A 26,895-nucleotide genomic window follows, 5' to 3' on the forward strand; every position below is an offset into this window, starting at 1 on the left:
TAATATATTGAATATATAAAAAAATTTAAGTGCATTATTTCTACAAAAAAAATGCCCGACTGATTAGAAAGTCGAGCATCTATTAAAGTTCAATAAACAAATACTATCAACGAACAATAATACCTAATAAAATACCGATAACACCGAAGTCTGCATCACTAAATGTGGTGTTAGCAATACCGATGTCTCCAAGTACTGGTAATAGGAATACAGGCAAGAAAGTAATTAATAAGCCTTGAACGAATGCCCCTAAAATCGCACCACGACGTCCACCGGTCGCATTACCAAATACCCCAGCTGTTGCACCCACGAAGAAATGAGGAACCACACCAGGAATTATTACTGTCCAATCTAAAGCATACAGAATAAACATGCCGATAACACCCGCAGCAAAGCTACTTAAAAAGCCAACTAATACCGCATTGGGTGCATAAGGGAATACAACTGGGCAATCTAAAGCAGGTTTTGCATTAGGAACTAACTTATCTGAAATACCTTTAAATGCAGGAACAATCTCAGCAATAACCATACGCACACCTTGCAGAATAATATAAACACCTGCTGCGAAGGTTATAGATTGCATTAACGAGAACATAAACCAGTTTTTACCACCACTAACTTCACGAACAAAAGTATCGCCCGCAAATAAACATGTGATGACAAAAATAATGCCCATAGTAAAGGCAATTGCGACTGGCGTATCACGTAAAAATAACAAGCTTTTAGGCACATTCATCTCTTCTGTTGAATGCTCTTTATTACCAAATTTACTGCCGATAAAGCCCGCAACGACATAAGAAATAGTTGAGAAGTGTCCTAATGCCACATCATCAGAACCGGTAATTTTTTTCATATAAGGGTGTGCAATGGCTGGGAAAAACACCATTGAAATCCCAACAACTAATGAACCTACCGCAACTAATACAGCGCCTTCTAAGCCCGCTGTTGCCAGAATAACTGCCACCATCATTGACATAAATAATGTATGGTGACCCGTTAAGAAAATAAATTTCCACGGTGTTAAACGAGCAATTAAAATATTAATCAACATGGCAAAGAACATAATCAGAGCCATTTCTTTACCAAAGCTTTTTTGTGCAATAGAGACAATTGCCTCGTTATTAGGCACAACACCTTGAATGCCAAATGCATGTTGGAAAATCGTTGAGAAATCACCCAGTGAGTTAATGACAAGACCGGCACCAGCACCTAAAATCACAAAACCCATAATGGTTTTTACCGTGCCTTTAATACATTCCGTAACTGGTTTTTTCTGGGCAATTAATCCAATCAATGCGATCAAACCCACTAAAATAGAAGGCTCTGAAAGCACATCACTCATTAGAAAGCGGAAAAAGTCCATGATAGGCTCCTTATAACGCGCCTAATTCACGTAATGCAACAGAAAGTTTTTCTTTCATCGCAACTTTATCAATCATATTATCCAGTGAAACTACTCTTCCATTTACGGCTTGAGAATTAAGCTGTTCTGCAATATCACGAGTTCCAACATAGATATCACTTGGCGTACCTTTTGCTGAACCCAAATCAACGTGATCCACTTCTGCATTGACAGCGAGATCTTTTAAAATACTTTTGATACTCATTTCCATCATTAAACTACTGCCTAAACCATTTCCACACACAACTGTAATTTTCATGGTATTCCCCTTGGTAATTTTAAATTGTCATTAATAGTTGTTGATAACTGCTAATACATCCGCTTTGCTTTTCGCATTAAATAGCGTTTGAATATCTTTATCGTTATCAAAAAGTTCGACTAATTTCATAATGGCATTAATATGGCTATCGTTATCTGTTGCAGCTAAAACAATCAGTAATTTCACCGGATCGTTTTCATCAGCACCAAATTCCACTCCTTGCTCAACAATCGTTAATGCAAGAGAAAGTTGGTTAACACCATCTTCAGGACGAGCATGAGGCATCGCAATACCCGGACCTAAAACATAATATGGCCCTATTTTTTCATGTGATTTGTAAATAGCATCGATGTAACGAGGTTCAACGCACCCTTTATCAACTAATGGCTGACACGCCACTTTAACGGCTTCTCGCCAATCGCTAACGCTCGGAACCACTTGTACCACATCAGGTGTTAATAATGTTTTAAGCATCTTTGTAACCTCAATAAGACTCTCTTTGAGCTTCGTTATTAAGGATAGTAATCATTAATGGTAGCGCTATCTAGATAGATCGTTCGTAATTGTGATAGCGCTATCATTTTAATAAAATGTTAATTGCAGAAAATGCCAACAATTGACACTGTATTGTTTCAGCATAATAGAAAGATTTCAGGTAGGATCTGCGGTTAATAAAATAGGCTAAGCAAGCATAATCACACATGATCAAAACACGTAAGCGCCGAAATACAGGTCGCGTCACATTACAAGATGTCGCTAAACACGCTGGAGTCGGTTCAATGACCGTTTCGCGTGCATTACGAACCCCTGAGTTGGTCTCTGATAAGTTAAGAGAGAAAGTTAATCAAGCCGTAGAGGAACTTGGTTATATTCCTAATGCCTCAGCAGGCGCGTTAGCTTCGGCTCAAAGTCATATTATTGCAGTGCTGTTACCCTCTTTCACAGATAAAGCCAGTGCTGATTTTATGCAATCTTTACAGCAAATATTAAATCGCCATCAATATCAAATTCTCGTTGGTTGTTATGAATATCAACCACATAAAGCCAGTGATGTGATTAATATGCTATTACAAAGCAATCCTGCCGCATTGGTTGTCTTTGGATCACAACTCAGTCCCACTCATTTTTTACATATTAGTAATGCCAACGTGCCGGTTGTCAGTGTTGCGAGTCAATCTGATGAACAAGCCGCCATTAGTATTGATTGCTCTTATGAGCAAGCTGCATATGATTTAACTAGTCATTTAATCACCCAAGGAAGACGTTGTATCGGTTATATTGGCGCTTTACAAGGCCAGCGTTTACACCACCAGCAAATAACAGGTTGGTCACGAGCCTTACTGAAAAATTATTTAAATGCTGAGCAAAGTGTCACTACACCTGATCCCGCATCTATGGCTTATGGTAGACAAGCTTTAACAGAAATTTTATTGCGGCAACCTGAATTAGATGCCGTTATTTGTAGTCATGAGAGCATTGCGTTAGGAATGATTTTTGAGTGCCAAAGGCGATTAATTAAGATCCCTCAAGATCTGGCCATTGCTTGTTTGGAAGGCTCTGATAATAGTGATCAAATATCACCATCTCTTACGTCAATTCGTTTTGATTATCACAAAATGGGAAAAGAGGCAGGAAAACACCTTATCGCCCTTTTACAACGCTTAAAAGACGAAGATGATAACGCTATATTCGAAGATACCGTTATCAACTATGCTTATCGCTTTGAAATAGGGCAAAGTACCCCTTAATCGACGGTTTCTCGGGTTTCTAAACGTGTACTGTTATTACGTGTTAACCAAAGAGAAAGCGCTTTTAGTGAATCTGGCGTGAATTCATCACAACGCTCTGTGATTTCAGAGGGGGTTAACCAGCACACTTCCTCTATTTCTTCTGCTTGCAGAGCGAAAGGCCCATGAGAAACACAACTAAATAGACTTCCCCATACACGACAGCTTTTATCATCATAATAAAATTGCCCATGTTCAGCGAAAGGAACCCCCGCAATGCCGAGTTCTTCTTCTGCTTCACGACGCGCGCTTTCCAGTAAATTTTCACCTTGTTGGACAACACCACCTGCTGTGGCATCTAACCAACCGGGATAAAAATCTTTTGTTTCTGTTCTACGTTGCGCCAAAATTTTACCCATCCCATCATGAACAACAATATACGTTGCTCTATGTCGTAGGTTTTCAGCTCGCATTTGTTGACGTGTTGCTTGTGCAACGACTTCATTTTTATCATCAACAATATCAACCCACTCAACCAATGCCGTCTTTTCTTGTTCCATCCTCAACAAACCTTTTTTAACCGATACTAAACGATCGTAATTTTTATCCTGAATATACCAAAATCACTATTTTTCACCACTACAATAATCATACGAGACTTGTCTTATCCATCTTGCGCTTTTTTGCTTTTTATGATGTTAGAAGGCAGACTGTGGATATACTAAACATTTCGTGCCTACTTTACTTTGGAGCTTTCAATGATTGATTTATATTACGCAGATACCCCAAATGGCCAGAAAATAACACTTTTTCTCGAAGAAGCAGGCCTACCTTATCAGTTACATCGCATTGATATTAGTAAAGGTGATCAATTTAAGCCTGAGTTTTTAGCAATTTCCCCTAACAACAAAATTCCTGCCATCGTTGATAATTCACCAGCAGATGGAGGCGAACCACTCTCTATTTTTGAGTCTGGTGCTATTCTTATCTATCTAGCTGAAAAAAGTGGCAAATTAATTAGCCAAAATTTACGCGAAAAAACAACACAACTACAATGGTTGTTTTGGCAAGTGGGAGGTTTTGGCCCCATGTTAGGACAAAATCATCATTTCACCCGCTATGCCACAGAAAAAGTCCCTTATGCAATTAAACGTTATACTGAAGAAACACAGCGTCTATATAGCGTATTGGAAAAAAGATTAGCGCAATCACCTTACCTTGGTGGCCAAGAATACAGCATTGCGGATATCGCTACATATACATGGGCCCGTCTTCATGCTCACCACAATATTGATTTGGCTAATTATCCTGCGATAGAAAAATGGCTAAATAAGATCAACCAACGCCCAGCAGCTAAAAAACTCTTTGGTGAATAAAAGCAATTCATAATGTCAGGATGATATTTATTCTTTATTAGGTAAGATGATCAGGAGGATGGTGATGAAAATACTTATCACAGGTGGTACAGGATTAATTGGCAAAGCATTAGTGTGTGAACTTGCACTGTCTAATAATGATATTACAGTGCTTTCTCGTTCTCCTCAAAAAGTCTATTCGCACTTTTGTAATGAAATCACCTGTTGGACTCAACTCAGTGATAAACAAAATCTTAATGGGTTTGATGCGGTCATTAATCTTGCTGGAGAACCCATTGCCGATAACCGTTGGACACCTGCTCAAAAACACAAACTCATTAACAGCCGTTGTGATTTAACTCAAAAATTAGTTGAGTTAATTAAAGCCAGCGACTCTCCCCCTTCTGTTTTCATATCTGGTTCTGCGGTTGGCTTTTATGGTGACCAAGGTGATTTGCAAGTCACTGAACAGACGCCAGCAAACCCTGAGTTTACACATGAGCTTTGTGCTGAGTGGGAGCGTATTGCTCTTGAAGCACAAACACCATTAACTCGTGTTTGTTTGTTACGTACAGGAATTGTACTTTCAACACTCGGTGGCGCACTACCTAAAATGAGTAAACCCTTTAAGTTAGGATTAGGTGGCAAATTAGGAAGCGGAAAACAGTATATGCCGTGGATCCATATTGATGATATGGTCAGTGCGATTATTTTCTTGCTTAAGACTCAAGATGCTAAAGGCGCTTTTAACTTAACTGCACCTAACCCTGTACAGAATAAAGAATTTACTCGCTTATTAGGAAAAGCATTTAATCGCCCAGCCTTAATGACGGTTCCTGAAAGTGTATTACGTTTAGTGATGGGAGAAAGCGCCACATTAGTATTAGGCGGGCAACAAGCCATTCCTGAAAAATTACTCAGTGCTGGCTTTGAGTTTCGCTACCCACATTTAGAAGAGGCATTAAAAGATATTATAACCACAGGAAAATAATCTCTTTTTCTATTTTCAATAATTCGATGTGACTAGTGCGAATAAATATTCTACCTAATAGATACTCTAAATAATTCAAGGTGTAGCTAGACGACAAGTAAATGAGTCACTAGGAGCATACAATAGTATGTGACTAGTGCGAATGAACGCAGTCAACAACGCTACAACTTGAAGTATGACGAGTAACGACGAGTATACTTAGCGGGCAGGCTTATCGCCTTCCCACCTTTGAAACAAATCATCAGGTAAATCAATCTCAAACTGATCAAGTACACGATTAACCGTTTGATTGACAATATCATCAATGGTTTTAGGCTGAAAATAGAATGCTGGTACAGGTGGCATAATCACGGCACCTAACTCAGAAGCTTGTGTCATTAAACGCAAATGACCTAAATGCAGAGGCGTTTCACGCACACACAACACCAATTTACGCCCTTCTTTCAGCACAACATCTGCAGCACGAGTGACTAAAGTATCGGTATAACTATGAACAATACCGGATAAACTTTTAATTGAGCAAGGTAAAATTACCATCCCACTGACACGAAACGATCCTGAAGAAATTGACGCACCAATATCGCGATCGTCATAAATCACATCTGCTAAAGCATGGATATCTTTTAGCAAATAATCAGTTTCTAATGAAATAGTACGGCGAGCAGCTTGGCTAATCACTAAATGCGTTTCAACTGACGGTACAGATTTCAGAATTTCTAATAAACGTATACCGTAAATTGCACCACTGGCACCGGTTAGCCCAACTATCAGCTTTTTCATTATAATCCTCAGAATATATATCAACATAAATCATTATGATGATTAACCCTCAAAAAACAAGCGCCGATGCAGAACACGCTAGCATCGACGCTTTATAAGGGCATTATATTACCGAAAAACTAACCTTCGTTATAGATTTCCAAGTTTTCTATTTCATTTTGATCACGAATTTTGTGTTCATCATCACGACGAAGATTTTCTAAATAATCTAGATAATCTTGGTCGATATCTTTCGTTATATAAACACCATCAAATACAGAACATTCAAACTGACTAATATCAGGATTTTCTTCTTGTACAGCGGCAATTAAATCAGAGAGATCTTGGAAGATAAGCCCATCAGCACCAATTAATTTACGAATTTCATCCACTTCACGTCCATGAGCAATAAGCTCATTAGCGTTTGGCATATCAATACCATACACATTAGGGAAGCGAACTTCTGGCGCAGCTGAAGCAAAATAGACTTTCTTCGCTCCTGCTTCTCTTGCTAACTCGACGATTTGCTCTGACGTTGTGCCACGAACAATAGAATCATCAATCAACAGAACATTTTTATCACGAAACTCTGCACGATTTGCATTCAATTTACGTCTTACTGACTTACGACGTTCTTGTTGACCGGGCATAATAAAAGTACGCCCCACATAGCGATTTTTTACAAAGCCTTGGCGATACGGTTTATTAAGAATATGAGCGATTTCTAATGCGATATCACACGAGGTCTCTGGAATAGGAATGACCACATCAATCTGCAAATCTTCCCACTCTTTCGCAATTTTAGCGCCTAATTTTTGCCCCATACGCAAACGTGCATTGTAAACAGAAATTTTATCAATAAAGGAATCTGGGCGAGCAAAATAAACATACTCAAATAGACAAGGCATTAATTGTGGATTTTCAGCACATTGGCGGGTAAAGAGTTGTCCTTGTTCAGTGATATAAACTGCTTCACCGGGGGCAACATCACGCAAGAACTCAAAGCCTAAAGTATCTAATGCAACACTTTCAGATGCGACCATATATTCATGGCGGCCATCTTCTAATGTACGTTTACCGAGAACTAAAGGACGAATACCAAAGGGATCACGGAAAGCTAATAAACCATGGCCGATGATCAACGCAACGCAAGCATAAGCACCACGTAATTTTTTATGCATTGCTGCGACTGCAGCAAAAATATTATCAGGCTCTAGAGGGAAATGGTCAAAACGGTCTAATTCATATGCCAATACATTAAGTAAGATTTCAGAATCAGAGGTGGTATTGATATGGCGACGCGCTGTTTCAAATAATTGTCGACGTAATAAATGCGCATTGGTTAAATTACCATTATGCGCCAACGTAATACCAAAAGGTGAATTCACATAAAAAGGCTGCGCTTCTGATGCACTAGAACTACCCGCTGTTGGATAACGGACATGCCCTATCCCGATAGTACCTTTTAAACGCAACATATGACGGGTTTCAAACACATCTTTAACCAGTCCATTAGCTTTGCGAAGACGGAAACCGTTGTTACCGTCTATCGTTGCAATGCCAGCTGCATCTTGACCTCGGTGTTGTAACACCGTTAACGCATCATAAATTGATTGGTTTACTGGATTCGCTCCAGCGATACCGACAATACCGCACATGAATAGATCCTCATCAGCCAGACGGAGAGGTTATATTCTCTCCGACACGAAACTTGACGCATTTTGCAGGTAGTCAAAGAACCACCTAATAATATGGTTGAATTGAGGAATAAGTTCAGAACGTTGCCAATCAGCGCTATCTGCCATAGGCGTAAATGCTCCTAAAACAAACAATAATGCTGACACGATCAGCACGCCTCTTAATGCCCCGAAACAGACCCCCAAAACTCGATCTGTACCTGATAACCCTGTGCGTTGAACAAGAGAGCTAATCACATAGTTCACAACAGCACCAACAATCAGTGTCGCAATAAACAGAGTGACTATTGCAATCCCGTTACGAACCAGTTCATCTTCAAACCGGGTAAAATAGACGGCAAGATAAGGATAAAACTGGCTAGCAACAAAGAAACCACAACCCCAGGTGATGAGTGATAATGCTTCACGAACAAAGCCACGGATCAGGCTGACTAATGCGGAAAAACCAATAATGGCAATGATGGCGTAATCTATCCAGACCATAAATTCTTTATCCAAAAATGATGCTCCGCATTAATACGGAAGCATTCTAACAGAAAACGAAAACGTTTGCGTAATGCTAATTTTCACTAATTTCAAAATAATTTACGGCGATATGAAAAATCATAATCGCCGCAATAAGTTAACGCTTTGTTACATCGCTCATCAGATGACTCATTTAGAAAAATTAAGGCTTATATGCCCTTACCTCACCTTGTAAGCCTGTAAGCTCTTTTAAATGAGGCAAAATAGCCTGTAATTCTGACTTAGATGCACTTGGCCCAATGTAAATTCGAGTCATTTGACCAGCAACAGGACGCGCGGGTACGGTATACACCGGGTAACCTGAGAAATGCATTTTCGCAATAATTTCTTCAACCTTCGCCGCATTTTTCAATGCACCTAATTGAACAACCCAAGCTTCACCTTTTGGTGGTTTGGTTTCTTGCACTGGTGGTGCTGGTGGTTGTACAGGTGGCGTGACCACCGGTGGTACAGGCGTTGGCTGTACAGGAGGTGTCGGCGTTGGTTGTACTGGTGGCGTAACAGGAACAACGGTTGGTGGTTGTGGTGCTGTTGCCGTAGATTGTTCAACACCCGTGACTGCTTCAGAAAGCATTGCTTCAGAAGCGCCTTCTGATGGTGTTGAAGGCGTCGTTGTTTGCTCTATAGGAGCGATAGATTCAATTTCTTGTTCATCGCCTGGTTTGGGTACTAAAGGAATAGCGGCAAATTGGTCTTCGTTATATTTCTTATCGCCGTCAAGCAACGCAGGTAAAAAAATAACCCCTACTGCCACTAATACCACGGCTCCGACTAAGCGATTTTGAAATTTACTCGCCACCCACACTCTCCTTTTCCAAAAATTCCATCACATGTGCGACTGTATGAAATGAGCCACAAACCACGACGATATCATTAGGATTAGCATCGGACATAGCTTGTTTCCATGCTGCCTCTACACTCTCAAATACCGATGGGTTTTCAAGATGTTGAGCAAGTACATCCGCTGAAGCGCCACGAAATTCATTAAGTGGCGCAACATACCAATTATCCGCCAATGGCATTAAACACGCTAATGTTCCCGCAATATCTTTATCACCTAGCATACCAACAACAATACGCACTTTGGTATCAGACTTACGCGGTAATTGTGATAATTTTTCAGCTAAATATCCTGCTGCATGAGGATTATGTGCCACATCAAAGATAACTAGAGGATGCTGTGAAATTATCTGAAAACGTCCAGGTAATTGTGCTCGAGACATACCTTCAACAATGCTTTGCTGTGTTATTGCTTGACTGACCTTATCATCAGATTTGAGCAAGCAACGGATGACCCCCATCGCTGTCGCCGCATTGGCTAGCGGAATATTAGGGATAGGCAACGCATCAAATTCACAATCAGCACAACGCCAATGCCAATGATCACCTTCAATAACAAAAGACCAATCCGTTTCTCGACGGAAAAGCTTAGCCTGTTTTCCATTGGCAACTTCAGCAATGGAATGAGGCATATCTGGCTCACCCACAACAGCGTAGTGATTAGCACGGAAAATACCGGCTTTCTCGTGACCAATATGCTCTCTATCTGCACCTAACCAATCAGTATGATCGAGTGCAATACTTGTGATAGCAGCAATATCTGCATCAACGATATTCGTCGCATCTAATCGACCGCCTAATCCTACTTCAAGAATAACAACATCAAGTTGTGCTTGTTGAAATAACTTCAGCGCAGCCAGAGTGCCATATTCAAAAAAGGTCAGCGAAATATCGCCTCTAGCTTGTTCAATTTCTGCAAAAACTTCACAAAAAGCATCTTCGGAAAGTTCTTTGCCTTGAATACGTACACGTTCTGTGTAGCGAACAAGATGAGGTGAGCTATAAACGCCGACTTTCAATCCTGATGCCATCAAGATTGACTCTAGCATATGACAGGTTGTGCCTTTTCCATTTGTACCTGAAACAGTAATGACTTTAGGTGCAGGGCGTAACACATTTAATATTTTTCCTACCTCGCCTACACGTTCTAACCCCATATCAATGGCGCTTGAATGTAAGTGTTCAAGATAAGAAAGCCACACCGACAGAGGCGATGTGGCTTTAGGAGCAGTTATGATATTAGACATCTTCTTTTTTATTCGTTTCGATGTTAATTTCTGGCTCGTTATCAGCAGATTCGATTTCATCAGCAATCATTTCTTCGCCAATAATTTCATCTTCATCTTCGACTAAATCATATTGAGTCAGCTTAGCCAGTAATTCAGCCAGCTCATCACGCATTTCTGGACGACGAACAATCATATCAATCGCCCCTTTTTCTAACAGAAACTCACTACGTTGGAAACCTGCTGGCAGTTTCTCACGTACAGTTTGCTCAATAACGCGTGGGCCTGCAAAACCAATCAGTGCTTTAGGCTCCGCAACGTTAATATCGCCTAACATGGCTAAACTTGCAGAAACACCGCCCATTGTAGGATCAGTCATCACTGAGATATAAGGCAAACCACGTTCTTGCATTTTTGCTAATGCTGCACTGGTTTTTGCCATTTGCATTAATGACATCAGCGCTTCTTGCATACGCGCACCGCCACTTGCAGAGAAGCAAATCAGAGGACAATTATCTTCTAGTGCTTGTTCAACAGCACGAACAAAGCGCGCCCCCACAACAGAAGCCATAGAGCCGCCCATAAACGCAAACTCAAAAGAAGCAGCAACAACTGGCATCTTTTTCAATGTTCCTTTCATGACGACTAATGCGTCTTTTTCCTGAGTTTGCTTTTGAGCAGCGCTAATTCTGTCTTTATATTTTTTGGAGTCGCGGAATTTCAGAATATCTTTAGGCTCTAATTCACTACCTAATTCTGTGGTACTTCCTGTATCAAGGAAAGTCTCAAGGCGACGGCGCGCTGAAATGCGCATATGGTGATCACATTTAGGACAAACCTCCAAATTACGCTCTAATTCTGCGCGATAGAGTACCTGTCCACAGCTATCACATTTAGTCCAAACTCCTTCTGGGATATTGGCTTTACGTGAACTTGTGATAGTGCTTTTATTTAGAATTTTTTCAATCCAGCTCATTAACGGACCTTTTCGTCTGAATCTGACCTTCGCCAGTAAAATTATTGTGAGCGTATCAACCACAATGCACTGGCTGTGTGGTTAGCAAAGTTTATGATGATACCGCTTACTGAATTTCAGCGCATCTCTTTATTATGGCTATTCTACGGCAAAAACTAATGATAACTGCTCAAACCTCTTTGCTATCACTTTCTTTCTTCGCTTTTGCACTCGCTCTGCGATGGCGTATGATCTCAATGACGCCCGGTAAAATAGAAATAACAATAATGGCAACAATTAGCAATTTTAAGTTCTTTTGAACTATATCTAAGTCACCAAAAAAGTATCCCGCATAAGTAAATAACAGTACCCATGCAATTGCCCCAGTAACATTATAAAAGGCAAAATGACGATATGACATTTTTCCCATTCCTGCAACGAATGGCGCAAAAGTTCGGATAATCGGCACGAATCTTGCCAAAATAATCGCTTTACCACCATGTTTTTCATAAAAAGCATGGGTTTTGTCCAGATATTCACGACGGAAAATACGTGAATTAGGCTTACTAAATAGCTTTTCGCCAAAAAGTCGCCCTATAGAATAGTTCACTGCATCACCTAAAATCGCGGCGCAAAGCAACAGTAAGACAATAATATGGACATTCACATCATTGGTATCTAAAGAAGCTAAAGCACCAGCAACAAACAGCAATGAATCACCAGGTAAAAATGGCGTTACCACCAGCCCTGTTTCACAAAAAACAATCAGAAACAAAATGGCATAGACCCATGTACCATATTGCGCGACAAGCTCTGCTAAATGCGCATCAATATGTAAAATAAAATCAATTAGAAATTTTATCAAATCAACAAATTGCGTTAATATTTCCATAAATCCTCAGAGAACTGGGTGTTTTTATGATTGAGATATTTCAATAGGGTTATCCGCTAAAAATAGTGGGCCCATTGCAGGTTTTGGTAATTCAAAATGCTCAGGATAATCCACTGCCACCAAATACAAGCCATTTGCTTTAGCTGTTGCAGCGGCCTTGGTTCTGTCTTTTAAGGCTAATAATTCAGCCATCCAAGTAATGTCCTGATTGCCACACCCTATTTCTAAAAGGCTACCGACAATATTTCGCACCATATGGTGTACAAAAGCATTCGCTTTAATATCCACCACAACATAATCACCATATCGAGAAACGTTAACATGCATAACGTTACGCCATGGCGTTCGTGATTGACATTGAACGGCTCTAAAAGAGGTAAAATCATTTTCACCCAATAAACATTGTGCAGCCTGATGCATACGCTCAGCATCTAAAGGGTAATGAAAATGCGTCACTCCTGATGATAATATCGCGGGACGATAGCGATGATTAAAAATCACATAGCGATAACGTCTTGCCGTTGCACTAAAACGTGCATGGAAATCATCAGAAACCGTTTTTACCCAACGTACAGCGATATCCGCAGGTAAATGGGTATTAACACCCATTGTCCATGCGGGATCTTTACGGTGTGCCGTTGTTTCAAAATGGACAACTTGCCCCGTTGCATGCACTCCAGCATCTGTTCTTCCGGCACAAAAAACTGATATAGGTTCATTAGCCACTTGTGAAAGGGCTTTTTCTAACCGTTCTTGTACACTGCGCACTTCATTTTGGCGTTGCCAGCCATAATAACGACTACCATCATACTCAACGCCTAACGCGATTTTGATTGTTGTGCTTTCAGAAATAACCGTTGACTCAGTCAAAGGTTGTTCTGTTACTTCAGCACTCACTGGCGCATTCATTAGTAAAACTGCTCCTGCATTAATTGTTCTGCCACTTCAACAGCCATTAATGCCCCACCAAAGCGCACATTATCTGCCACTGACCAAAATTGTAAGGCTTCTGGCATACCATAATCATTACGGAAGCAACCTAAATTTAGGCCCACATTCCCCGAAGCATCGGTCACTTGTGTTGGAAAATCATTTTCATCACTGATACTCAGGCCTTCATTTTCTTGCAATGTTTCACGCGCTTCATCACTGCCCATCGGGCGTGATGTTTCTAATTGCACTGATTGCGCATTACCATAGAAAACTGGAGCTTGTAATGTAGTGACTGAAATTGGAAGACCTTCGTCTTGTAAGATTTTACGAATTTGGTCAACCATGCGACGCTCTTCTTGTACTGAGCCTTCGTCATCAACCATAAGAGGTAGAATATTAAAGGCCAGTTGCTTATTAAAACGGCCTAATTCAGGTGGAACACCATTAAGTAAACGAGCACTTTGTCCAGCAAGTTCATCAACTGCTTGTTTTCCAAAACGAGAGACTGACATTAAATTGGTCACGCTAAGACGAGTTAAACCAGCAGCTTCTGTTAATGGATTAATCGCACGTAACAATTGGCTCACCATACTGTCAGCAATAGAAACGATATTACGGGTGCGATATTCTGCAAGCATTGAGCTATTCACGCCAGGGACTATCAGTGGTACATCCCAATCCATAGCAAATATGCCACTACAATCAATGACGATGCAGCCTGAGTCTGCTGCTTGCTGTGCATATTGCGCACTAATTTCTGTCGGAGCAGCAAAGAAAGCTAATTGAATATCTGCCCATTCGATATTGTGAACACCTTGAACAGCAACACTTTTGCTGTTTACACGCACAGATTTTCCAATACTGTCTTCACTTGCGATTGCGGTCAGTTCACCAATGGGAAATTCACGCTCTTGCAACAGCTCTAAAATAGCTTCACCAACAGCACCTGTTGCACCAACAACAGCAATATTCCAACCTTCTCCCATAAGATATCCTCCAATACCATAAAATTTTAAAAATAATGTTGTGCTTTATTTGCGTGTAGCACTTTTGTATGTAGCACTAAAACCAATCGCACTTAATGTATTGGCCGTGGTTTGGTTATCACAAATTACATGTAGTGAAGACCATTCACGGCGTACAGGATAAAGTTTGCGTAATTTATCAAACTCTCCTTTTACACCGGCCACTTTTCGTAATGGTGCATCATCTCGACGCACATCATAAACAAGGTGGATCAGTTGTTTTAATAACGTTTGTGTTAGCTCACCTTGTACTGAAATTGTTGAAATAGTCGGTGCTGGCAACAAGGTTGATAATTCAACTTGTTGAGGCTGTCCAATAAAATCACAGTAAGCTTCAAATACTTGTGTTGTACCGCGCGCTTTACCTTCTAAGGTATAACCCGCAATATGTGGAGTGCCTATATCGACTTTATTTAATAATTCAATAGAGAGATCAGGCTCTGGCTCCCAAACATCTAATACCACACGTAAGGATTTACCTTTCTCAAGTACAGATAATAGTGCTTGATTATCAACAACCTCACCACGGCTCGCATTAATTAAAATACGTCCTTCAGGTAATTTTTCGAGGTTGTTCTCATTTATCAAATGATAACTTTTGTATGGACCTGATTTATTGAGAGGTGTATGGAAAGTCAGAATGTCCGCTTTTTCTAATAGCGTTTCCAATGAATAAAATTCTTCATTATCACCGTTATCTGCTCTAGGTGGATCGCAAAGTAATACATTGACACCCAATGCACGTAAACGTGTCGCTAATCGCCCTCCGACATTACCCACGCCCACAATACCAACAACTTTATCGACTAATTGAAAGCCATCTTGCTCTGCGAGCATCATCAGTGCAGAAAATACATATTCTACAACAGCAATAGCATTACAACCTGGTGCTGATGAAAAACCAATTTGTTGTTGCTCTAACCATGCAATATCCACATGGTCAAAACCGGCCGTTGCCGTTCCAACAAATCTCACTGGCTTGCCTGATAATAAGGATTCATTGACTTTAGTAATCGATCTCACCATTAAGGCATCAGAATCATTAAGTTCATCAATAGGTAAAGGACGACCAGAAACCGCTTTTACCTCACCTAATTGGCGGAAAAGCTGTTCCGCATAAGGCATGTTTTCATCAACCAGAATTTTCACTGTGTTATCTCACTGATTTGGTATTTATGTGTGTAAACAATCAATCAAAAAATAAATTTAAGCGGTCTATTTTGCCACTTATTAACAACAAAGCCTATTATTGACAGTAAAATCTGCCTAGATTTTAAGTAAATATATGAAAAGAAGACTTAGCAATTGGGTAATCGACGAAAACGTTCTGGCGTTGTGCCAGCAAATTGTTGAAACATTGCAATAAATGTAGACGAAGAGCTGTATCCCACATCAAACGCAATTTCATTCACACTTTTTCCTTGTTCTAATAAAGAAATTGCATGTAAAAAACGTAAGCGCTTACGCCATTCACTAAAAGACATGCCTAATTCTTGTTGGCAACGACGAGAAAGTGTTCTCTCTGAGGTATAACGTTTTTTAGCCCATTCTTCTAACGAAGTATTATCAGCTGGGTCCTGCTCTAATGCAGAAAGTATTGGGGCAAGTAATTTATCTTTAGAAGAAGGTAAGTATGTATGATGAATCGGTGAAGCTTTAAGTTGATCTATCAACACTTGCGCTAAGCGAAAATCTTCTTCTGTTTGTGGTTTACAGACACCACGATGAAAGAAATCAGAAAATATAGTTGAAAAAATAGCACTTAATTGAATTAAACACGGTTTATCTAACAAACCTTCACACCAACTTGGTGCGATATCTAGCACCTTAAAAGAGAGTGTCTTTTTATTATAACTAGCATGCCCTACATTTTTAGGGATCCACACACTAAATTCAGGGGGTGCTAAAAACCGCTGTCCTCCTGCTTCTAAATCCATGACACCAGAAATCACATAAAGCAACTGACCAAAGTCATGTTGATGATAAACAAACTCGGTTTCAGCTAATAGCTGCTCATCACGAAATCGCACTGTATCTGGATCAGACAATAACCATTGCATTTTTTGTTGTTCAATTGTCATCTTTATGTTGTTCTCTTGTCATGTTGTCTTTATTGGCCTATCTGTTGTCTGGTTTTCATTATATATATCTAATCAGACAAGCTTACAATAGCAACCTGGTTTAAAAATAGATGTGAGAACAATGAAAAACGCAATATTTCCGTTTTTAGCAGTACTGATCTGGTCCATTAATGCCGTCGTCAATAAAGCAGCTGCGTCTGTTATCGATCCTGCGGCTATCTCTTTTTATCGTTGGTTTCTCGCCTTTTTAATTATGACGCCTTTTTTGATCATGCCTGTTTGGCACCATCGTAAAACCGTCAAACAATATTGGTGGAAATTATTTATTCTTGGTGCATTAGGAATGGTGATGTACCAGAGTTTGGCTTATTATGCTGCACATTATGTTAGCGCCACATTTATGGGCATCTTGAACTCGTTGATCCCATTACTGACGGTTATTATCAGTATTTTTGTTTTACGCGTTGTGCCTACTGTCGGAATAGTGCTCGGTACTGTGCTTTCAATTAGTGGTTTGGTCTGGCTAATTAGTCGTGGAGAACCGACCCAGTTACTTTCTCAAGGATTGGGATATGGCGAGCTAATGATGTTTATTGCTTCGGCATCATACGCACTTTATGGCGTTTTAACAAAACGGTGGTCTATCGCACTACCTAATTGGCAATCACTTTATGTTCAAATTGGGTTTGGTGTTCTGTTATTATTACCAAACTTCTTTCTTGCCGAAAGCGTGGCATTAACGAAAGACAATATTGGATTAGTGATTTTCGCGGGGATTGGTGCTTCTATTCTTGCTCCTTACCTGTGGATCTTAGGTGTGATGAAATTAGGTGCGAATACAACCTCTATTTTTATGAACCTAATGCCATTATTTACAGCAATGATTGCTATCACACTTCTTGGTGAAGAAATGCATAGTTATCATTTAGTGGGTGGTGGTATTGTGTTATTGGGTGTGCTCTTAGTGCAACAACTGAGAACACCACTGAATTTCCGACGTCAGTCTGCAACGAAAAAAGCAGATTGTCATCAGGAGATGTGAGTCAATGTCAAAAAGACAACAATAAAAAAATACCGGCTAAATTCTTAGCCGGTCACATCATGATGTTAGGTTTTATAAATAAAACTGACATAAGAAATCAAAGTATAAAATATAAAGTAATACAAGTATCCGTGGCAAACATTACCAACTTTTATATTAAATAGCTTCTACTTATTTGTAATAAAATAATCCAGATCAATTTTTTTCAGCTCTTTTTGTCCTATTAGTCCTTTCTATTAACCTAACTCCATATAAAACAAAACATTTAATGATTTTAGTTACAATTAAATTAAACGATTGAAATAAAACACGATTAATTTCATTTAATTATTTAAAACAATTAGTTATAAAAAACCGTCTATTTTATTAGAATAATAAAACAGGTAACTATTAGAAGGGGTATTTTTAAAGATTATTTATATAATCTTTTTTAAATAGTTTTTATTCAAAAAGTATCTTTATTAGAATAATAATTTATTTTAACTTGTGAATTTAAAATAAAAAGGCAGTCTCCATTAAAATGAAGCCTGCCTTTTTTAATAAGAAAATATAAGTATAACTAACTAGTTTTTATATTTGCTCATTACTAATGAAGCATTAGTACCACCAAAACCAAAGCTATTTGACATTACAGTGTTTAACTTTTGTTCTGTTGGCTGAGTAATAATATTCATACCCAGTGCTTTATCATCTAATGCTTCAATATTAATGCTTGGTGCAATAAAACCATGCTCTAACATCAATAAGCTATAAATTGCTTCATGTACACCAGCCGCACCTAATGAGTGACCGGTCATCGCTTTAGTGGCTGAAATAGCTGGTGTATGTGTACCAAATACTTCAGTGATAGCTTCAAGTTCTTTTAAATCACCAACTGGCGTTGAAGTACCATGTGTATTGATGTAATCAACTTTCTCAACATCTTGCATTGCCATTTGCATACAACGCACAGCACCTTCACCAGAAGGAGCAACCATATCTGCGCCATCGGAAGTTGCACCATAGCCTACAACTTCAGCATAAATATGTGCACCACGCGCTAATGCGTGTTCTAACTCTTCAACAACCACAATACCGCCACCACCAGCGATAACAAAACCATCACGGTTTTTATCGTAAGTACGGGAAGCTTTACTTGGTGTTTCGTTATATTTCGTTGAAAGTGCGCCCATAGCGTCAAATTCGCAGGTCATTTCCCAACTTAATTCTTCGCCACCACCTGCAAACACAACATCTTGTTTGCCTAATTGGATAAGCTCAACGGCGTGGCCAATACAGTGTGCTGATGTTGAACAAGCAGAACTGATTGAATAGTTAACGCCTTTAATTTTAAAAGGTGTTGCTAAACACGCTGAAACACCCGATGCCATTGCACGAGTCACCATATAAGGACCTACGCCACGTAGACCTTTTGCTCTCATGCCATCAGAACCTTGGACTTGGTTACGTGGAGAACCACCACCAGATCCTACGACTAAACCTGAACGAATATTAGAAACTTGGTCTTCACTCAGACCTGAATCTGCTATCGCTTCTTGCATAGATAAATAGGCATAAACCGATGCGTCGCTCATAAAACGGCGGATTTTACGGTCAATAAGACCTTCAGTATCAAGCTTAACGTTGCCCCAAATGTGGCTACGAAGCCCCATCTCTTTAAATTCTTCTGAGAAAGTTATCCCGGAACGGCCTTCCTTTAAAGAATCCAGCACTTCTTTCTGGTTATTACCAATGCTCGAAACAATACCCAGACCCGTGATCACTGCGCGCTTCATTCATACCTCTTTACAATAATAGTTGTAGCTGCGGGATTTCTGAGTAGCACTCTAGCGTACAGTTGTACGCTGAACAAGTCCGATCAGGATCTTTTTTACAAAAATGCAGATAAGCTGATAAAACAGTTTCCCCTTAAAGGCTGGTACAACCTAGCTAACAGCGCTAAGATATTAGACAATTTTTTGGAGAAATACAGGCAGTTCCGTGAATAATAGCCCGATAAATACCGCATCTTTAAGTTGGAATGAACTTGGTACGCCTATCTCAGAACAATTTGGCGATATTTACTTTTCAAACCAAGACGGCCTAGAAGAAACAAGACACGTATTCTTACAGGGAAATCATTTTCCATTACGTTTTGGTACACATGTACGCTCTGAATGTGTTATTGCAGAAACAGGGTTTGGTACTGGACTGAATTTTTTAACACTGTGGCAAGCGTTTGAGCAATTTAGACAAACATCACCCAACGCATGTTTAAAGCGCCTTCACTATGTTAGCTTTGAAAAATTCCCTCTCACAAAAAATGATTTACAATCCGCGCATTGCCATTGGCCTGAACTTGAAAAATATTCAAAAGCACTTTGTTCTCAATGGCCATTACCTATCGCTGGTTGCCACCGTATTATTCTCGCAGATGGGGCAATCACACTAGATTTATGGTTTGGTGATATCAACACCTTGTTACCGCAAACTCGCCAAGCACTACGCAATAAAGTAGATGCATGGTTTCTCGATGGCTTTGCCCCTTCTAAAAATCCACAAATGTGGAGTGAAACACTCTTTCAATCCATGGCAGATTCAATGAGAGAAAATGGTACATTTTCGACATTTACTGCTGCCGGTATTGTAAAACGAGGTTTGCAAAGTGTTGGGTTTGAGATAAAAAAAATCAAAGGATTTGGGCAAAAAAGAGAGATGTTGACAGGTGTATTCCCTCATTCATCCTCCCCCGAATACCTACCTTATTATGCACGACCTCATGCAACACAAGCACAAGATATCGCTATCATAGGTGGTGGTATTGCTAGCACCTTTATCGCACTTTCTTGCTTAAGAAGAGGCGCTAAAGTCACCTTATATTGTGAAGGTAAACAGCCCGCAACAAATGCATCAGGTAATCGACAAGGTGTTTTATACCCTTTGTTAAATGGTAAGTCAGACGAAATAGAGCAATTTTTTACAACCGCATTCTTATTTGCTCGACGTGCTTATGACAATCTAAACCAAGCTGGCATTATGTTTTCTCACCAATGGTCTGGTGTTGCTCAACTTATTTATAATGATAGAGTGCGAAAAAAAGCAGAACGAATAATTAATCATTCTGCATCTTTTCACGAAATAGCTTGTTACCTTTCTCAAGATGAGATAAATACCCAGTGCGGGTTAGATATTAATTACGAAGGGATTTTTTACCCGCAAGCTGGCTGGCTTTCTCCCACTGAATTAACCACTCAAGCACTAAAATATGCTCAACAATTGGGTTTAATATTGCAATTTAATCATCAAGTTACGCAGATAATGCAACATGACTCATCTTGGAGCTTAAATATCGTTCATCGTAACGATAATCATGTGACACAAATTCAATCACAACATGATTGCGTAATTTTGGCAAATGGACATCGAATTACCGACTTTACCCAAAGTGCCAAGTTACCGATTAGTGCGGTTAGAGGCCAAGTTAGTCATATTCCAACAACAAATACACTATCAAAATTAAAAACAGTGCTTTGTTATGATGGCTATTTTACGCCAGTTGATAATCAAGATCATTTGCATTGTGTTGGCGCAAGCTTTCGCAGAGATAGGTTAGATTTGACGGTTTCCAGTGAGGAGCAAGAAGACAATCAATATCATCTTACGCACTGTTTAGCCAAAACACCTTGGTGCTTTGATGTTGATTTTAGCCAAAACAATGCACGAGTCGGTATTCGTTGTACGATACGCGATCATCTACCGCTATTAGGTGAAGTACCCAACTTTGAAAACTTGCTATTAGCATATACCCATTTAGATAGGTTTAAGCGTAGAAGACAAACGCCCGTTTTAGCGCCTGCTTATCATCAGCTTTATATCATCAGTGCATTAGGCTCTCGTGGATTATGTTCAGCACCGTTATCAGCCGAAATTCTCGCAAGCCAAATTTTTGATGAACCCTTCCCGGTTGAAGATAGTGTGTTGAATGCCTTACACCCTAATCGTTTTTGGGTAAGGCCTTTACTACGCGGAAAACCGATTGAAGTAAAAAAGTAAAAGTAGCTTTTCCCGTTAGTGTATAAGCAACCGCTTTAGGTTGCTTATTTTAACGTTATTATTTTTTAATGTTATGAACTAATAAATCTTACATTTCATTGCACAGCGCGTTTCTTTCACGAATCCCCCTCTTTCAACTTCATCGTCTAAGATTTCTTGCAAAGAGTGTGGAACTTCATTTTCTGGCAAAATAGAAAAACCTAAGCGTTGATAATACGGTGCATTCCAAGGAACATGACGAAATGTTGTCAATGTAACGGTACTGAATTGGCGCGCCTTTGCTTCATCTTTGACTTTTTGAATAAGTAATTTACCAATTCCGTTATTTTGCCAATCTTGGCTGACAGAGAGTTCATGAATAAATGAACTATCAGTCAATGCTTGCGTCATAATAAATCCCACAGGTTCATTGTCGTGATTAACCGCGACCCAATGTTCATGTTGGTTAATAAATTCTAGATGTGTTTCAACCCCTTGGACATCACTTTCGCTGATCCACTTTAAGTCTTCTAATATGCTAAAAAGTTGCCCTGCAGATTGCTCAATCGTAGGTAATTTAATGGCATCATCAATTTGTGTTTGGCGAAGTGTAATACCATTATTTTTTATTTTATTTTGTGTGATCGTCATATCTATTTCCAGTTCTATACTTTAATACTTTGATAGTTAAACTTATTAAAAAGCCATCCTATTGGATGGCTTACATTAACACTAAATTGATGACTACTTTTTCAGCTATTTTAATCTTTCGGTAAAATACCATAAGATTGAAACTGACCACTCGCCTCAATAAAACGTGTGTAATATTTATTATCTTCTACCGAGTCCTTTACAGCCCTATTAGCATACGCATTAGAGACTGCCAATGTCGCCTTATAAAGTTTATCTTTTAATGCGTTGTGGATCTTTGGATCTTCACTTTCCTGAATTTGATTTAAAAGCGACACAAGCTCTTCTGCTTCTGCTTGAATATCGGGATCAGTAAATTCTGCCGTCGGTAGCATGTAATCTAAATTGAGATTCACCGAATCGTTATACTCATCTTCTTGTGTAAATGGATTTAAATCTTTAGCGTACTCAGCAGAAATATATTTAATAAATTCTGGTTTATCAAAACACTTATTTTTTATACCACCGTCATTATTTTTATTGCGTGTACGAATTTCATTAGGAAATGGCTCGCCTAGAGGGTAGGTACATTGAAAGGTATTACCATCAATTAATGTAGCATTAGTGCTACGTACGGGGAGTTCAAACTCGTAACCATTAATAATCAGTGGGTAGTCAACCGTTTTAAATTGGTCTGTTTTTCCTTTCACGGCATACACTTCAGAAAGGGTGTAGTACATGAAATTATCAGGGTTTAATATGCCACCATTATTGTTGTCATAAATCATAAAAAGGGCATTATTGCCTGCACTGTCTTTTAAGTTATGCTCACCAGGCGACAATGTAATATAGCCATTTTTACCAGGTTCAACCTGATATTCTTTACCATCAACACTAAAGCTGATCATATTTTCGCTTGGATTACTGTAATAAAATTTATTTTTTTTATTATCTAAATCAACTTGATCACAAGCAGACAAAAATAAAATGGCGCTTGTAAGTAGGCTTATTTTAAAGAAATTTTTCATCGTATCGTTATCCTTATCATAAATATTCTATGCAAATCATTTGCATCCCGAGAAACATTCCTAAAAAACATTTAAAAGTAATTTTACAGAAATGGCAAGGTGTTACAAAAGATAGCACTATTATGCTTAATCAATGAGAGATACATCGACTTTGAAAAATCAAATAAAAACAATTGATAAATAGTGAGGATTGATTTTTGACTAAACACTCACCTTTTTCAACAGCAAATATCCTAAATATGACTTAAGTGTCATTATGTTAATAAGATTTTAAGAAAGAAAAAACAACCGATTGTGCCGGTTGTTCTCTTAGGTAGACATATAGAATTAATTAATTGAATTAACTAAATCGTGCCACGTAGATAATACTAATACTTGATCAGGTGGCGATAGCTCACCTGCTTTTATTGCCTTTTGAATGCTTTCTTCCACACGCGCTCTTAGCGCTTCTAATTGTGTGTTGTTTTCTTGCTCAAGCTCAGCAATAGCCAGTGTTATATGGCCTTGTAAATATCCACCAGCAAATAACTCATCGTCAGTGGCATGTTCAACACGGCTGTCAATTCTATCTAACAAGTACGTTTCATACTCAGAAAGCATTATTTATCCTCAATATATAATGTTGCTGTATTCAGTATCTACACTGCATTATCAATGCAGAAAACGTATGATACAGCAACCTTACTACATCAGACTCCACCCTATCGGGTAAAACCTTCACAGTGGATAAGCGATAGTTATTCTCGCAATCCTTAATTAACTAAAGGGTTTTCCTGATAAGGAAACATCTCTTCCGTTAGCTCAGGGGTATTGTAAAACAAATGTAACGCATTAATAAATAGCTGAGCACGAGGTGGCGTGTTTTTATCTCGTAAATAAGCAAGCACTTGTTCTCTGACCTTGTTTCTAAACTCATAGCGATCAGGCTCAAAGTTACCTTCTAGATTGTCACAACTGACATTAAAAGGATAACCCGCAGCTTGGCAAAATAACCAATCCAGTGCTTGAGGTTTAATTTCTACCGCCTCAAACTGCCCTTGCGTCGTTTCGTCGCGTCCATCGGGGCAATACCAGTAACCATAATCAACTTGTTGACGACGAGCCGCGCCTGCAATACACCAGTGTGATATTTCATGTAATGCACTCGCATAAAAGCCATGAGCAAAAATGATTTGGTGATAAGGTGTCTCTTCATTTGCTGGCAAATAAATCGGCTCATCATCCCCTTTGATTAAACGGGTTTGAAAACTTTCGCTAAAACATTGATTAAAGATATCAATTAACTGTTGGTAATGATGTGCTGACATTTAAAAAACCATTTATTCCTAATTAAAAAGTGCAGAGAACCAAAGTGCAATAGTATCGCCATGATTGTCATTAATGAGTTTGATGCTCATCAAGAAGGAGATAATGACCAGCATAGGCCTTATTAATTTTTGCCCTTTCGTTAAAACCAAGCCTGCACCTAAGCGAGCACCAATAAATTGCCCACAAAGCATAACTAAACCAAGAGTCCAAATAACTTGCCCACCAATAATAAAAAATAGTAGGGATCCAAAATTAGAGGTGAAATTGAGTAACTTAGCATGGGCAGTCGCTTTTGAGAGATTATATCCAAGTAACATGACATAACCTAAAGCGAAAAAAGAACCTGTACCAGGTCCAAAAATACCATCATAAAAACCCACACCTCCGCCTAATATTGCACCAAATGTATAGTAACCAATACGTTGTTTACTGTCTTGAGCACCAATTGACGGAGTAAGAAGAAAATAAAGACCAATAGCAATAGTGAGAATTGGAAGTGCTTGTTTCAGAACCTCTGGATTAATAAATTGCACCAACATAGCGCCAGAAACCGCACCAATAAAGGTCATTAAAATCGCAAATCGTTGGGATTTTAAATCAATAACCCTGCGACGTATAAAATAGAGTGTTGCAGAAAATGAACCACCAACAGATTGCAGTTTATTGGTTGCAAGCGCTTGTACTGGTGAAATACCGACCGAAAGTAAAGCAGGAATAGTAATTAAACCGCCGCCACCAGCAATTGAATCGATAAAACCCGCAATTAAAGCGACAAAGAAGAGAAGAAGGTAGATGCCATCTGAAAAGAGCCAATCCATTTATCTATCCGAATTATCAGAAATGAAAGGACGTGTTGCTGTCTCTTTCGTTTATTTATTTTGAAGAGAGTAACAGCAACACAGTCTGAGCATAATAAAATTAGGCGCTCACACCTTTAAAGCTAACATCAAACTTACTACAGCTTATCAATCACGTTATTGATGTAGAATGATTACCACTGCATTAAAGGTGGCACAACATCACCACACTGACCACGCTGACGCAATGCATGATCGAGTAATACAATTGCCATCATCGCTTCTGCAATTGGAATAGCGCGTATTCCCACACAAGGATCGTGACGCCCCTTAGTTATCATATCGACTTCCTCACCGTCACGATTAATTGTTTTGCCTGCAATCGTGATACTGGAGGTCGGTTTTAATGCGATATGTGCAACAATAGGCTGACCACTGCTAATTCCCCCTAAAATCCCACCAGCATGATTACTGGTAAAACCATTCTTGGTGATTTCATCTCGGTTCTCTGTACCTTTTAATGTTACAACACCAAAACCATCACCAATTTCAATACCTTTAACGGCATTAATACTCATCAAAGCATGTGCTAAATCAGCATCTAGTCGATCAAAGACAGGTTCACCAAATCCAGCAGGTACGCCTTGAGCAACAACGGTGACTTTTGCACCAATAGAATTGCCTTCTTTTTTAAGTGCGCGCATATATTCATCAAGTGCATCTAAACGCGAAGGATCAGGACAGAAAAATGGATTACTTTCGACAATAGACCAATCAACAAGATCACACGTAATTGGCCCTAATTGAGATAGGTAACCTCGAACTTCGATACCTAATTTCTCTTTTAGGTATTTTTTTGCAATTGCACCTGCGGCAACACGCATAGCTGTCTCACGAGCAGAAGAGCGTCCACCACCACGATAATCACGTAAACCATATTTTTGTTCGTAGGTATAATCAGCATGACCAGGACGAAAAACATCTTTGATTTCACTGTAATCTTGAGAGCGTTGGTCAGTGTTTTCAATCAACAAACCGATGCTAGTTCCTGTAGTGACGCCATTAAATACACCCGACAAAATACGAACTTGATCAGGCTCACGACGTTGTGTGGTATAGCGTGAAGTTCCGGGTCTACGTCTATCTAAATCAACTTGTAAATCGGCTTCTGTTAAAGGTAATCCAGGAGGCACACCATCAACAATACAACCTAATGCAACACCATGAGACTCACCGAAAGTCGTCACTCTGAATAATTGTCCGATACTGTTTCCTGCCATCCCTTTATTCCTATCTTTTACTGTGTGATGTTATCAATATGTTATTTGCAATAAATAACAATCTACCGTCTCATTGCTGTTACATCAACGATTATCAGTAAGACGTGTTAAACTTTTCTGCTTATTTTTACA

Annotated in this window: 27 protein-coding genes; 5 read left to right on the top strand and 22 right to left on the bottom strand. The window is 39.2% G+C overall.

What is annotated here, in order from left to right; translation table 11 throughout:
* Positions 1-106: 106 nt before the first annotated feature.
* The 3 genes from LG402_RS13350 to LG402_RS13360 are packed head-to-tail and all read right to left on the bottom strand — an operon-like array spanning position 107 to position 2,135.
* A complete protein-coding gene (locus LG402_RS13350) occupies positions 107-1,363 on the bottom strand; it encodes a PTS ascorbate transporter subunit IIC (RefSeq protein ID WP_227335726.1) in 1,257 nt (418 codons plus the stop codon).
* 10 nt (positions 1,364-1,373) lie between these two features.
* Positions 1,374-1,661: a PTS sugar transporter subunit IIB gene (locus LG402_RS13355; protein WP_088495113.1), complete on the bottom strand. Its 288-nt coding sequence runs from the start codon at positions 1,659-1,661 to the stop codon at positions 1,374-1,376.
* A 30-nt stretch (positions 1,662-1,691) separates the two neighbouring features.
* Positions 1,692-2,135, bottom strand: a complete 444-nt coding sequence (locus tag LG402_RS13360) for a PTS sugar transporter subunit IIA (RefSeq protein WP_227335727.1) — start codon at positions 2,133-2,135, stop codon at positions 1,692-1,694.
* A 227-nt stretch (positions 2,136-2,362) separates the two neighbouring features.
* Between LG402_RS13360 and LG402_RS13365 the strand changes: the two genes are divergently transcribed.
* The gene (locus LG402_RS13365) at positions 2,363-3,409 is read left to right on the top strand and encodes a LacI family DNA-binding transcriptional regulator (RefSeq protein ID WP_227335728.1); all 1,047 of its coding nucleotides are present in this window, start codon (positions 2,363-2,365) and stop codon (positions 3,407-3,409) included.
* Here the strand turns inward: LG402_RS13365 and yfcD are convergent.
* Positions 3,406-3,948: an NUDIX hydrolase YfcD gene (gene yfcD / locus LG402_RS13370; protein ID WP_072068625.1), complete on the bottom strand. Its 543-nt coding sequence runs from the start codon at positions 3,946-3,948 to the stop codon at positions 3,406-3,408. The two genes, LG402_RS13365 and yfcD, sit on opposite strands and share 4 nt — an antisense overlap.
* A gap of 198 nt (positions 3,949-4,146) precedes the next feature.
* On the opposite strand from yfcD, the gene LG402_RS13375 reads away from it, so the two are divergent.
* Positions 4,147-4,764, top strand: coding sequence for a glutathione binding-like protein (locus LG402_RS13375; protein ID WP_072068626.1), 618 nt, complete (start codon positions 4,147-4,149; stop codon positions 4,762-4,764).
* A gap of 64 nt (positions 4,765-4,828) precedes the next feature.
* Positions 4,829-5,734 carry a TIGR01777 family oxidoreductase gene (locus tag LG402_RS13380; RefSeq protein WP_166540739.1) on the top strand — a complete coding sequence of 302 codons (906 nt, stop codon included), beginning with the start codon at positions 4,829-4,831 and terminating at the stop codon, positions 5,732-5,734.
* A 198-nt stretch (positions 5,735-5,932) separates the two neighbouring features.
* On the opposite strand, the gene LG402_RS13385 is transcribed toward LG402_RS13380, so the two are convergent.
* The 11 genes from LG402_RS13385 to LG402_RS13435 form a co-directional block, all read right to left on the bottom strand.
* A complete protein-coding gene (locus LG402_RS13385) occupies positions 5,933-6,514 on the bottom strand; it encodes a UbiX family flavin prenyltransferase (protein WP_166540740.1) in 582 nt (193 codons plus the stop codon).
* Between the two features lie 119 nt (positions 6,515-6,633).
* Positions 6,634-8,151: an amidophosphoribosyltransferase gene (gene purF, locus LG402_RS13390; protein ID WP_072068629.1), complete on the bottom strand. Its 1,518-nt coding sequence runs from the start codon at positions 8,149-8,151 to the stop codon at positions 6,634-6,636.
* A gap of 30 nt (positions 8,152-8,181) precedes the next feature.
* The gene (cvpA, locus tag LG402_RS13395) at positions 8,182-8,673 is read right to left on the bottom strand and encodes a colicin V production protein (RefSeq protein WP_023581692.1); all 492 of its coding nucleotides are present in this window, start codon (positions 8,671-8,673) and stop codon (positions 8,182-8,184) included.
* Between the two features lie 184 nt (positions 8,674-8,857).
* On the bottom strand, positions 8,858-9,514 hold the full coding sequence (gene dedD / locus LG402_RS13400) for a cell division protein DedD (protein ID WP_109407264.1): 657 nt from the start codon (positions 9,512-9,514) through the stop codon (positions 8,858-8,860).
* Positions 9,504-10,802, bottom strand: a complete 1,299-nt coding sequence (gene folC / locus LG402_RS13405; RefSeq protein ID WP_227335729.1) for a bifunctional tetrahydrofolate synthase/dihydrofolate synthase — start codon at positions 10,800-10,802, stop codon at positions 9,504-9,506. Before folC ends, dedD begins: the two co-directional genes overlap by 11 nt.
* Positions 10,795-11,757: an acetyl-CoA carboxylase, carboxyltransferase subunit beta gene (gene accD, locus LG402_RS13410; protein ID WP_166540742.1), complete on the bottom strand. Its 963-nt coding sequence runs from the start codon at positions 11,755-11,757 to the stop codon at positions 10,795-10,797. Before accD ends, folC begins: the two co-directional genes overlap by 8 nt.
* Positions 11,758-11,926: 169 nt before the next feature.
* Positions 11,927-12,628, bottom strand: coding sequence for a DedA family protein (locus tag LG402_RS13415; protein ID WP_109407267.1), 702 nt, complete (start codon positions 12,626-12,628; stop codon positions 11,927-11,929).
* Positions 12,629-12,652: 24 nt separating this feature from the next.
* Positions 12,653-13,537: a tRNA pseudouridine(38-40) synthase TruA gene (truA, locus tag LG402_RS13420; protein ID WP_227335730.1), complete on the bottom strand. Its 885-nt coding sequence runs from the start codon at positions 13,535-13,537 to the stop codon at positions 12,653-12,655.
* Positions 13,537-14,547 carry an aspartate-semialdehyde dehydrogenase gene (locus LG402_RS13425; protein WP_227335731.1) on the bottom strand — a complete coding sequence of 337 codons (1,011 nt, stop codon included), beginning with the start codon at positions 14,545-14,547 and terminating at the stop codon, positions 13,537-13,539. The genes truA and LG402_RS13425 overlap by 1 nt, the downstream gene beginning before the upstream one ends.
* A gap of 45 nt (positions 14,548-14,592) precedes the next feature.
* The gene (gene pdxB / locus LG402_RS13430) at positions 14,593-15,735 is read right to left on the bottom strand and encodes a 4-phosphoerythronate dehydrogenase PdxB (RefSeq protein ID WP_227335732.1); all 1,143 of its coding nucleotides are present in this window, start codon (positions 15,733-15,735) and stop codon (positions 14,593-14,595) included.
* A 149-nt stretch (positions 15,736-15,884) separates the two neighbouring features.
* The gene (locus tag LG402_RS13435) at positions 15,885-16,667 is read right to left on the bottom strand and encodes an AraC family transcriptional regulator (protein WP_109407270.1); all 783 of its coding nucleotides are present in this window, start codon (positions 16,665-16,667) and stop codon (positions 15,885-15,887) included.
* A 121-nt stretch (positions 16,668-16,788) separates the two neighbouring features.
* Here LG402_RS13435 and LG402_RS13440 point away from each other — a divergent pair, with 121 nt between their 5' ends.
* Positions 16,789-17,709: a DMT family transporter gene (locus LG402_RS13440; RefSeq protein WP_227335733.1), complete on the top strand. Its 921-nt coding sequence runs from the start codon at positions 16,789-16,791 to the stop codon at positions 17,707-17,709.
* 563 nt (positions 17,710-18,272) lie between these two features.
* Here LG402_RS13440 and fabB read toward each other — a convergent pair.
* A complete protein-coding gene (gene fabB, locus LG402_RS13445; protein WP_227335734.1) occupies positions 18,273-19,484 on the bottom strand; it encodes a beta-ketoacyl-ACP synthase I in 1,212 nt (403 codons plus the stop codon).
* Between the two features lie 205 nt (positions 19,485-19,689).
* On the opposite strand from fabB, the gene mnmC reads away from it, so the two are divergent.
* A complete protein-coding gene (gene mnmC, locus LG402_RS13450; protein ID WP_227335735.1) occupies positions 19,690-21,741 on the top strand; it encodes a bifunctional tRNA (5-methylaminomethyl-2-thiouridine)(34)-methyltransferase MnmD/FAD-dependent 5-carboxymethylaminomethyl-2-thiouridine(34) oxidoreductase MnmC in 2,052 nt (683 codons plus the stop codon).
* Between the two features lie 78 nt (positions 21,742-21,819).
* On the opposite strand, the gene LG402_RS13455 is transcribed toward mnmC, so the two are convergent.
* The 6 genes from LG402_RS13455 to aroC form a co-directional block, all read right to left on the bottom strand.
* On the bottom strand, positions 21,820-22,371 hold the full coding sequence (locus LG402_RS13455) for a GNAT family N-acetyltransferase (RefSeq protein WP_227335736.1): 552 nt from the start codon (positions 22,369-22,371) through the stop codon (positions 21,820-21,822).
* Between the two features lie 110 nt (positions 22,372-22,481).
* Complete coding sequence (locus LG402_RS13460; RefSeq protein WP_227335737.1) at positions 22,482-23,378, bottom strand: hypothetical protein; 897 nt, start codon at positions 23,376-23,378, stop codon at positions 22,482-22,484.
* 327 nt (positions 23,379-23,705) lie between these two features.
* Positions 23,706-23,978: a YfcL family protein gene (locus tag LG402_RS13465; protein ID WP_109407276.1), complete on the bottom strand. Its 273-nt coding sequence runs from the start codon at positions 23,976-23,978 to the stop codon at positions 23,706-23,708.
* Positions 23,979-24,130: 152 nt separating this feature from the next.
* The gene (locus LG402_RS13470) at positions 24,131-24,685 is read right to left on the bottom strand and encodes an elongation factor P hydroxylase (protein ID WP_166540749.1); all 555 of its coding nucleotides are present in this window, start codon (positions 24,683-24,685) and stop codon (positions 24,131-24,133) included.
* Positions 24,686-24,703: 18 nt separating this feature from the next.
* Entirely contained in the window at positions 24,704-25,504 is an 801-nt protein-coding gene (locus tag LG402_RS13475) for a sulfite exporter TauE/SafE family protein (RefSeq protein ID WP_072068644.1), read from the bottom strand.
* 173 nt (positions 25,505-25,677) lie between these two features.
* A complete protein-coding gene (gene aroC, locus LG402_RS13480; RefSeq protein WP_109407278.1) occupies positions 25,678-26,763 on the bottom strand; it encodes a chorismate synthase in 1,086 nt (361 codons plus the stop codon).
* Positions 26,764-26,895: the final 132 nt, after the last annotated feature.

The organism is Proteus sp. NMG38-2 (assembly GCF_020640995.1).
In the GTDB taxonomy this organism is placed as follows: Bacteria; Pseudomonadota; Gammaproteobacteria; order Enterobacterales; family Enterobacteriaceae; genus Proteus.

Bases quoted from the DNA above. Each gene is read 5' to 3' on its own strand.
- LG402_RS13350 (WP_227335726.1), bottom strand. From the start codon at position 1,363: ATGGACTTTTTCCGCTTTCTAATGAGTGATGTGCTTTCAGAGCCTTCT.
- LG402_RS13355 (WP_088495113.1), bottom strand. From the start codon at position 1,661: ATGAAAATTACAGTTGTGTGTGGAAATGGTTTAGGCAGTAGTTTAATG.
- LG402_RS13360 (WP_227335727.1), bottom strand. From the start codon at position 2,135: ATGCTTAAAACATTATTAACACCTGATGTGGTACAAGTGGTTCCGAGC.
- LG402_RS13365 (WP_227335728.1), top strand. From the start codon at position 2,363: ATGATCAAAACACGTAAGCGCCGAAATACAGGTCGCGTCACATTACAA.
- yfcD (WP_072068625.1), bottom strand. From the start codon at position 3,948: ATGGAACAAGAAAAGACGGCATTGGTTGAGTGGGTTGATATTGTTGAT.
- LG402_RS13375 (WP_072068626.1), top strand. From the start codon at position 4,147: ATGATTGATTTATATTACGCAGATACCCCAAATGGCCAGAAAATAACA.
- LG402_RS13380 (WP_166540739.1), top strand. From the start codon at position 4,829: ATGAAAATACTTATCACAGGTGGTACAGGATTAATTGGCAAAGCATTA.
- LG402_RS13385 (WP_166540740.1), bottom strand. From the start codon at position 6,514: ATGAAAAAGCTGATAGTTGGGCTAACCGGTGCCAGTGGTGCAATTTAC.
- purF (WP_072068629.1), bottom strand. From the start codon at position 8,151: ATGTGCGGTATTGTCGGTATCGCTGGAGCGAATCCAGTAAACCAATCA.
- cvpA (WP_023581692.1), bottom strand. From the start codon at position 8,673: ATGGTCTGGATAGATTACGCCATCATTGCCATTATTGGTTTTTCCGCA.
- folC (WP_227335729.1), bottom strand. From the start codon at position 10,802: ATGTCTAATATCATAACTGCTCCTAAAGCCACATCGCCTCTGTCGGTG.
- accD (WP_166540742.1), bottom strand. From the start codon at position 11,757: ATGAGCTGGATTGAAAAAATTCTAAATAAAAGCACTATCACAAGTTCA.
- LG402_RS13415 (WP_109407267.1), bottom strand. From the start codon at position 12,628: ATGGAAATATTAACGCAATTTGTTGATTTGATAAAATTTCTAATTGAT.
- truA (WP_227335730.1), bottom strand. From the start codon at position 13,537: ATGAATGCGCCAGTGAGTGCTGAAGTAACAGAACAACCTTTGACTGAG.
- LG402_RS13425 (WP_227335731.1), bottom strand. From the start codon at position 14,547: ATGGGAGAAGGTTGGAATATTGCTGTTGTTGGTGCAACAGGTGCTGTT.
- LG402_RS13435 (WP_109407270.1), bottom strand. From the start codon at position 16,667: ATGACAATTGAACAACAAAAAATGCAATGGTTATTGTCTGATCCAGAT.
- LG402_RS13440 (WP_227335733.1), top strand. From the start codon at position 16,789: ATGAAAAACGCAATATTTCCGTTTTTAGCAGTACTGATCTGGTCCATT.
- fabB (WP_227335734.1), bottom strand. From the start codon at position 19,484: ATGAAGCGCGCAGTGATCACGGGTCTGGGTATTGTTTCGAGCATTGGT.
- LG402_RS13455 (WP_227335736.1), bottom strand. From the start codon at position 22,371: ATGACGATCACACAAAATAAAATAAAAAATAATGGTATTACACTTCGC.
- LG402_RS13460 (WP_227335737.1), bottom strand. From the start codon at position 23,378: ATGAAAAATTTCTTTAAAATAAGCCTACTTACAAGCGCCATTTTATTT.
- LG402_RS13465 (WP_109407276.1), bottom strand. From the start codon at position 23,978: ATGCTTTCTGAGTATGAAACGTACTTGTTAGATAGAATTGACAGCCGT.
- LG402_RS13470 (WP_166540749.1), bottom strand. From the start codon at position 24,685: ATGTCAGCACATCATTACCAACAGTTAATTGATATCTTTAATCAATGT.
- LG402_RS13475 (WP_072068644.1), bottom strand. From the start codon at position 25,504: ATGGATTGGCTCTTTTCAGATGGCATCTACCTTCTTCTCTTCTTTGTC.
- aroC (WP_109407278.1), bottom strand. From the start codon at position 26,763: ATGGCAGGAAACAGTATCGGACAATTATTCAGAGTGACGACTTTCGGT.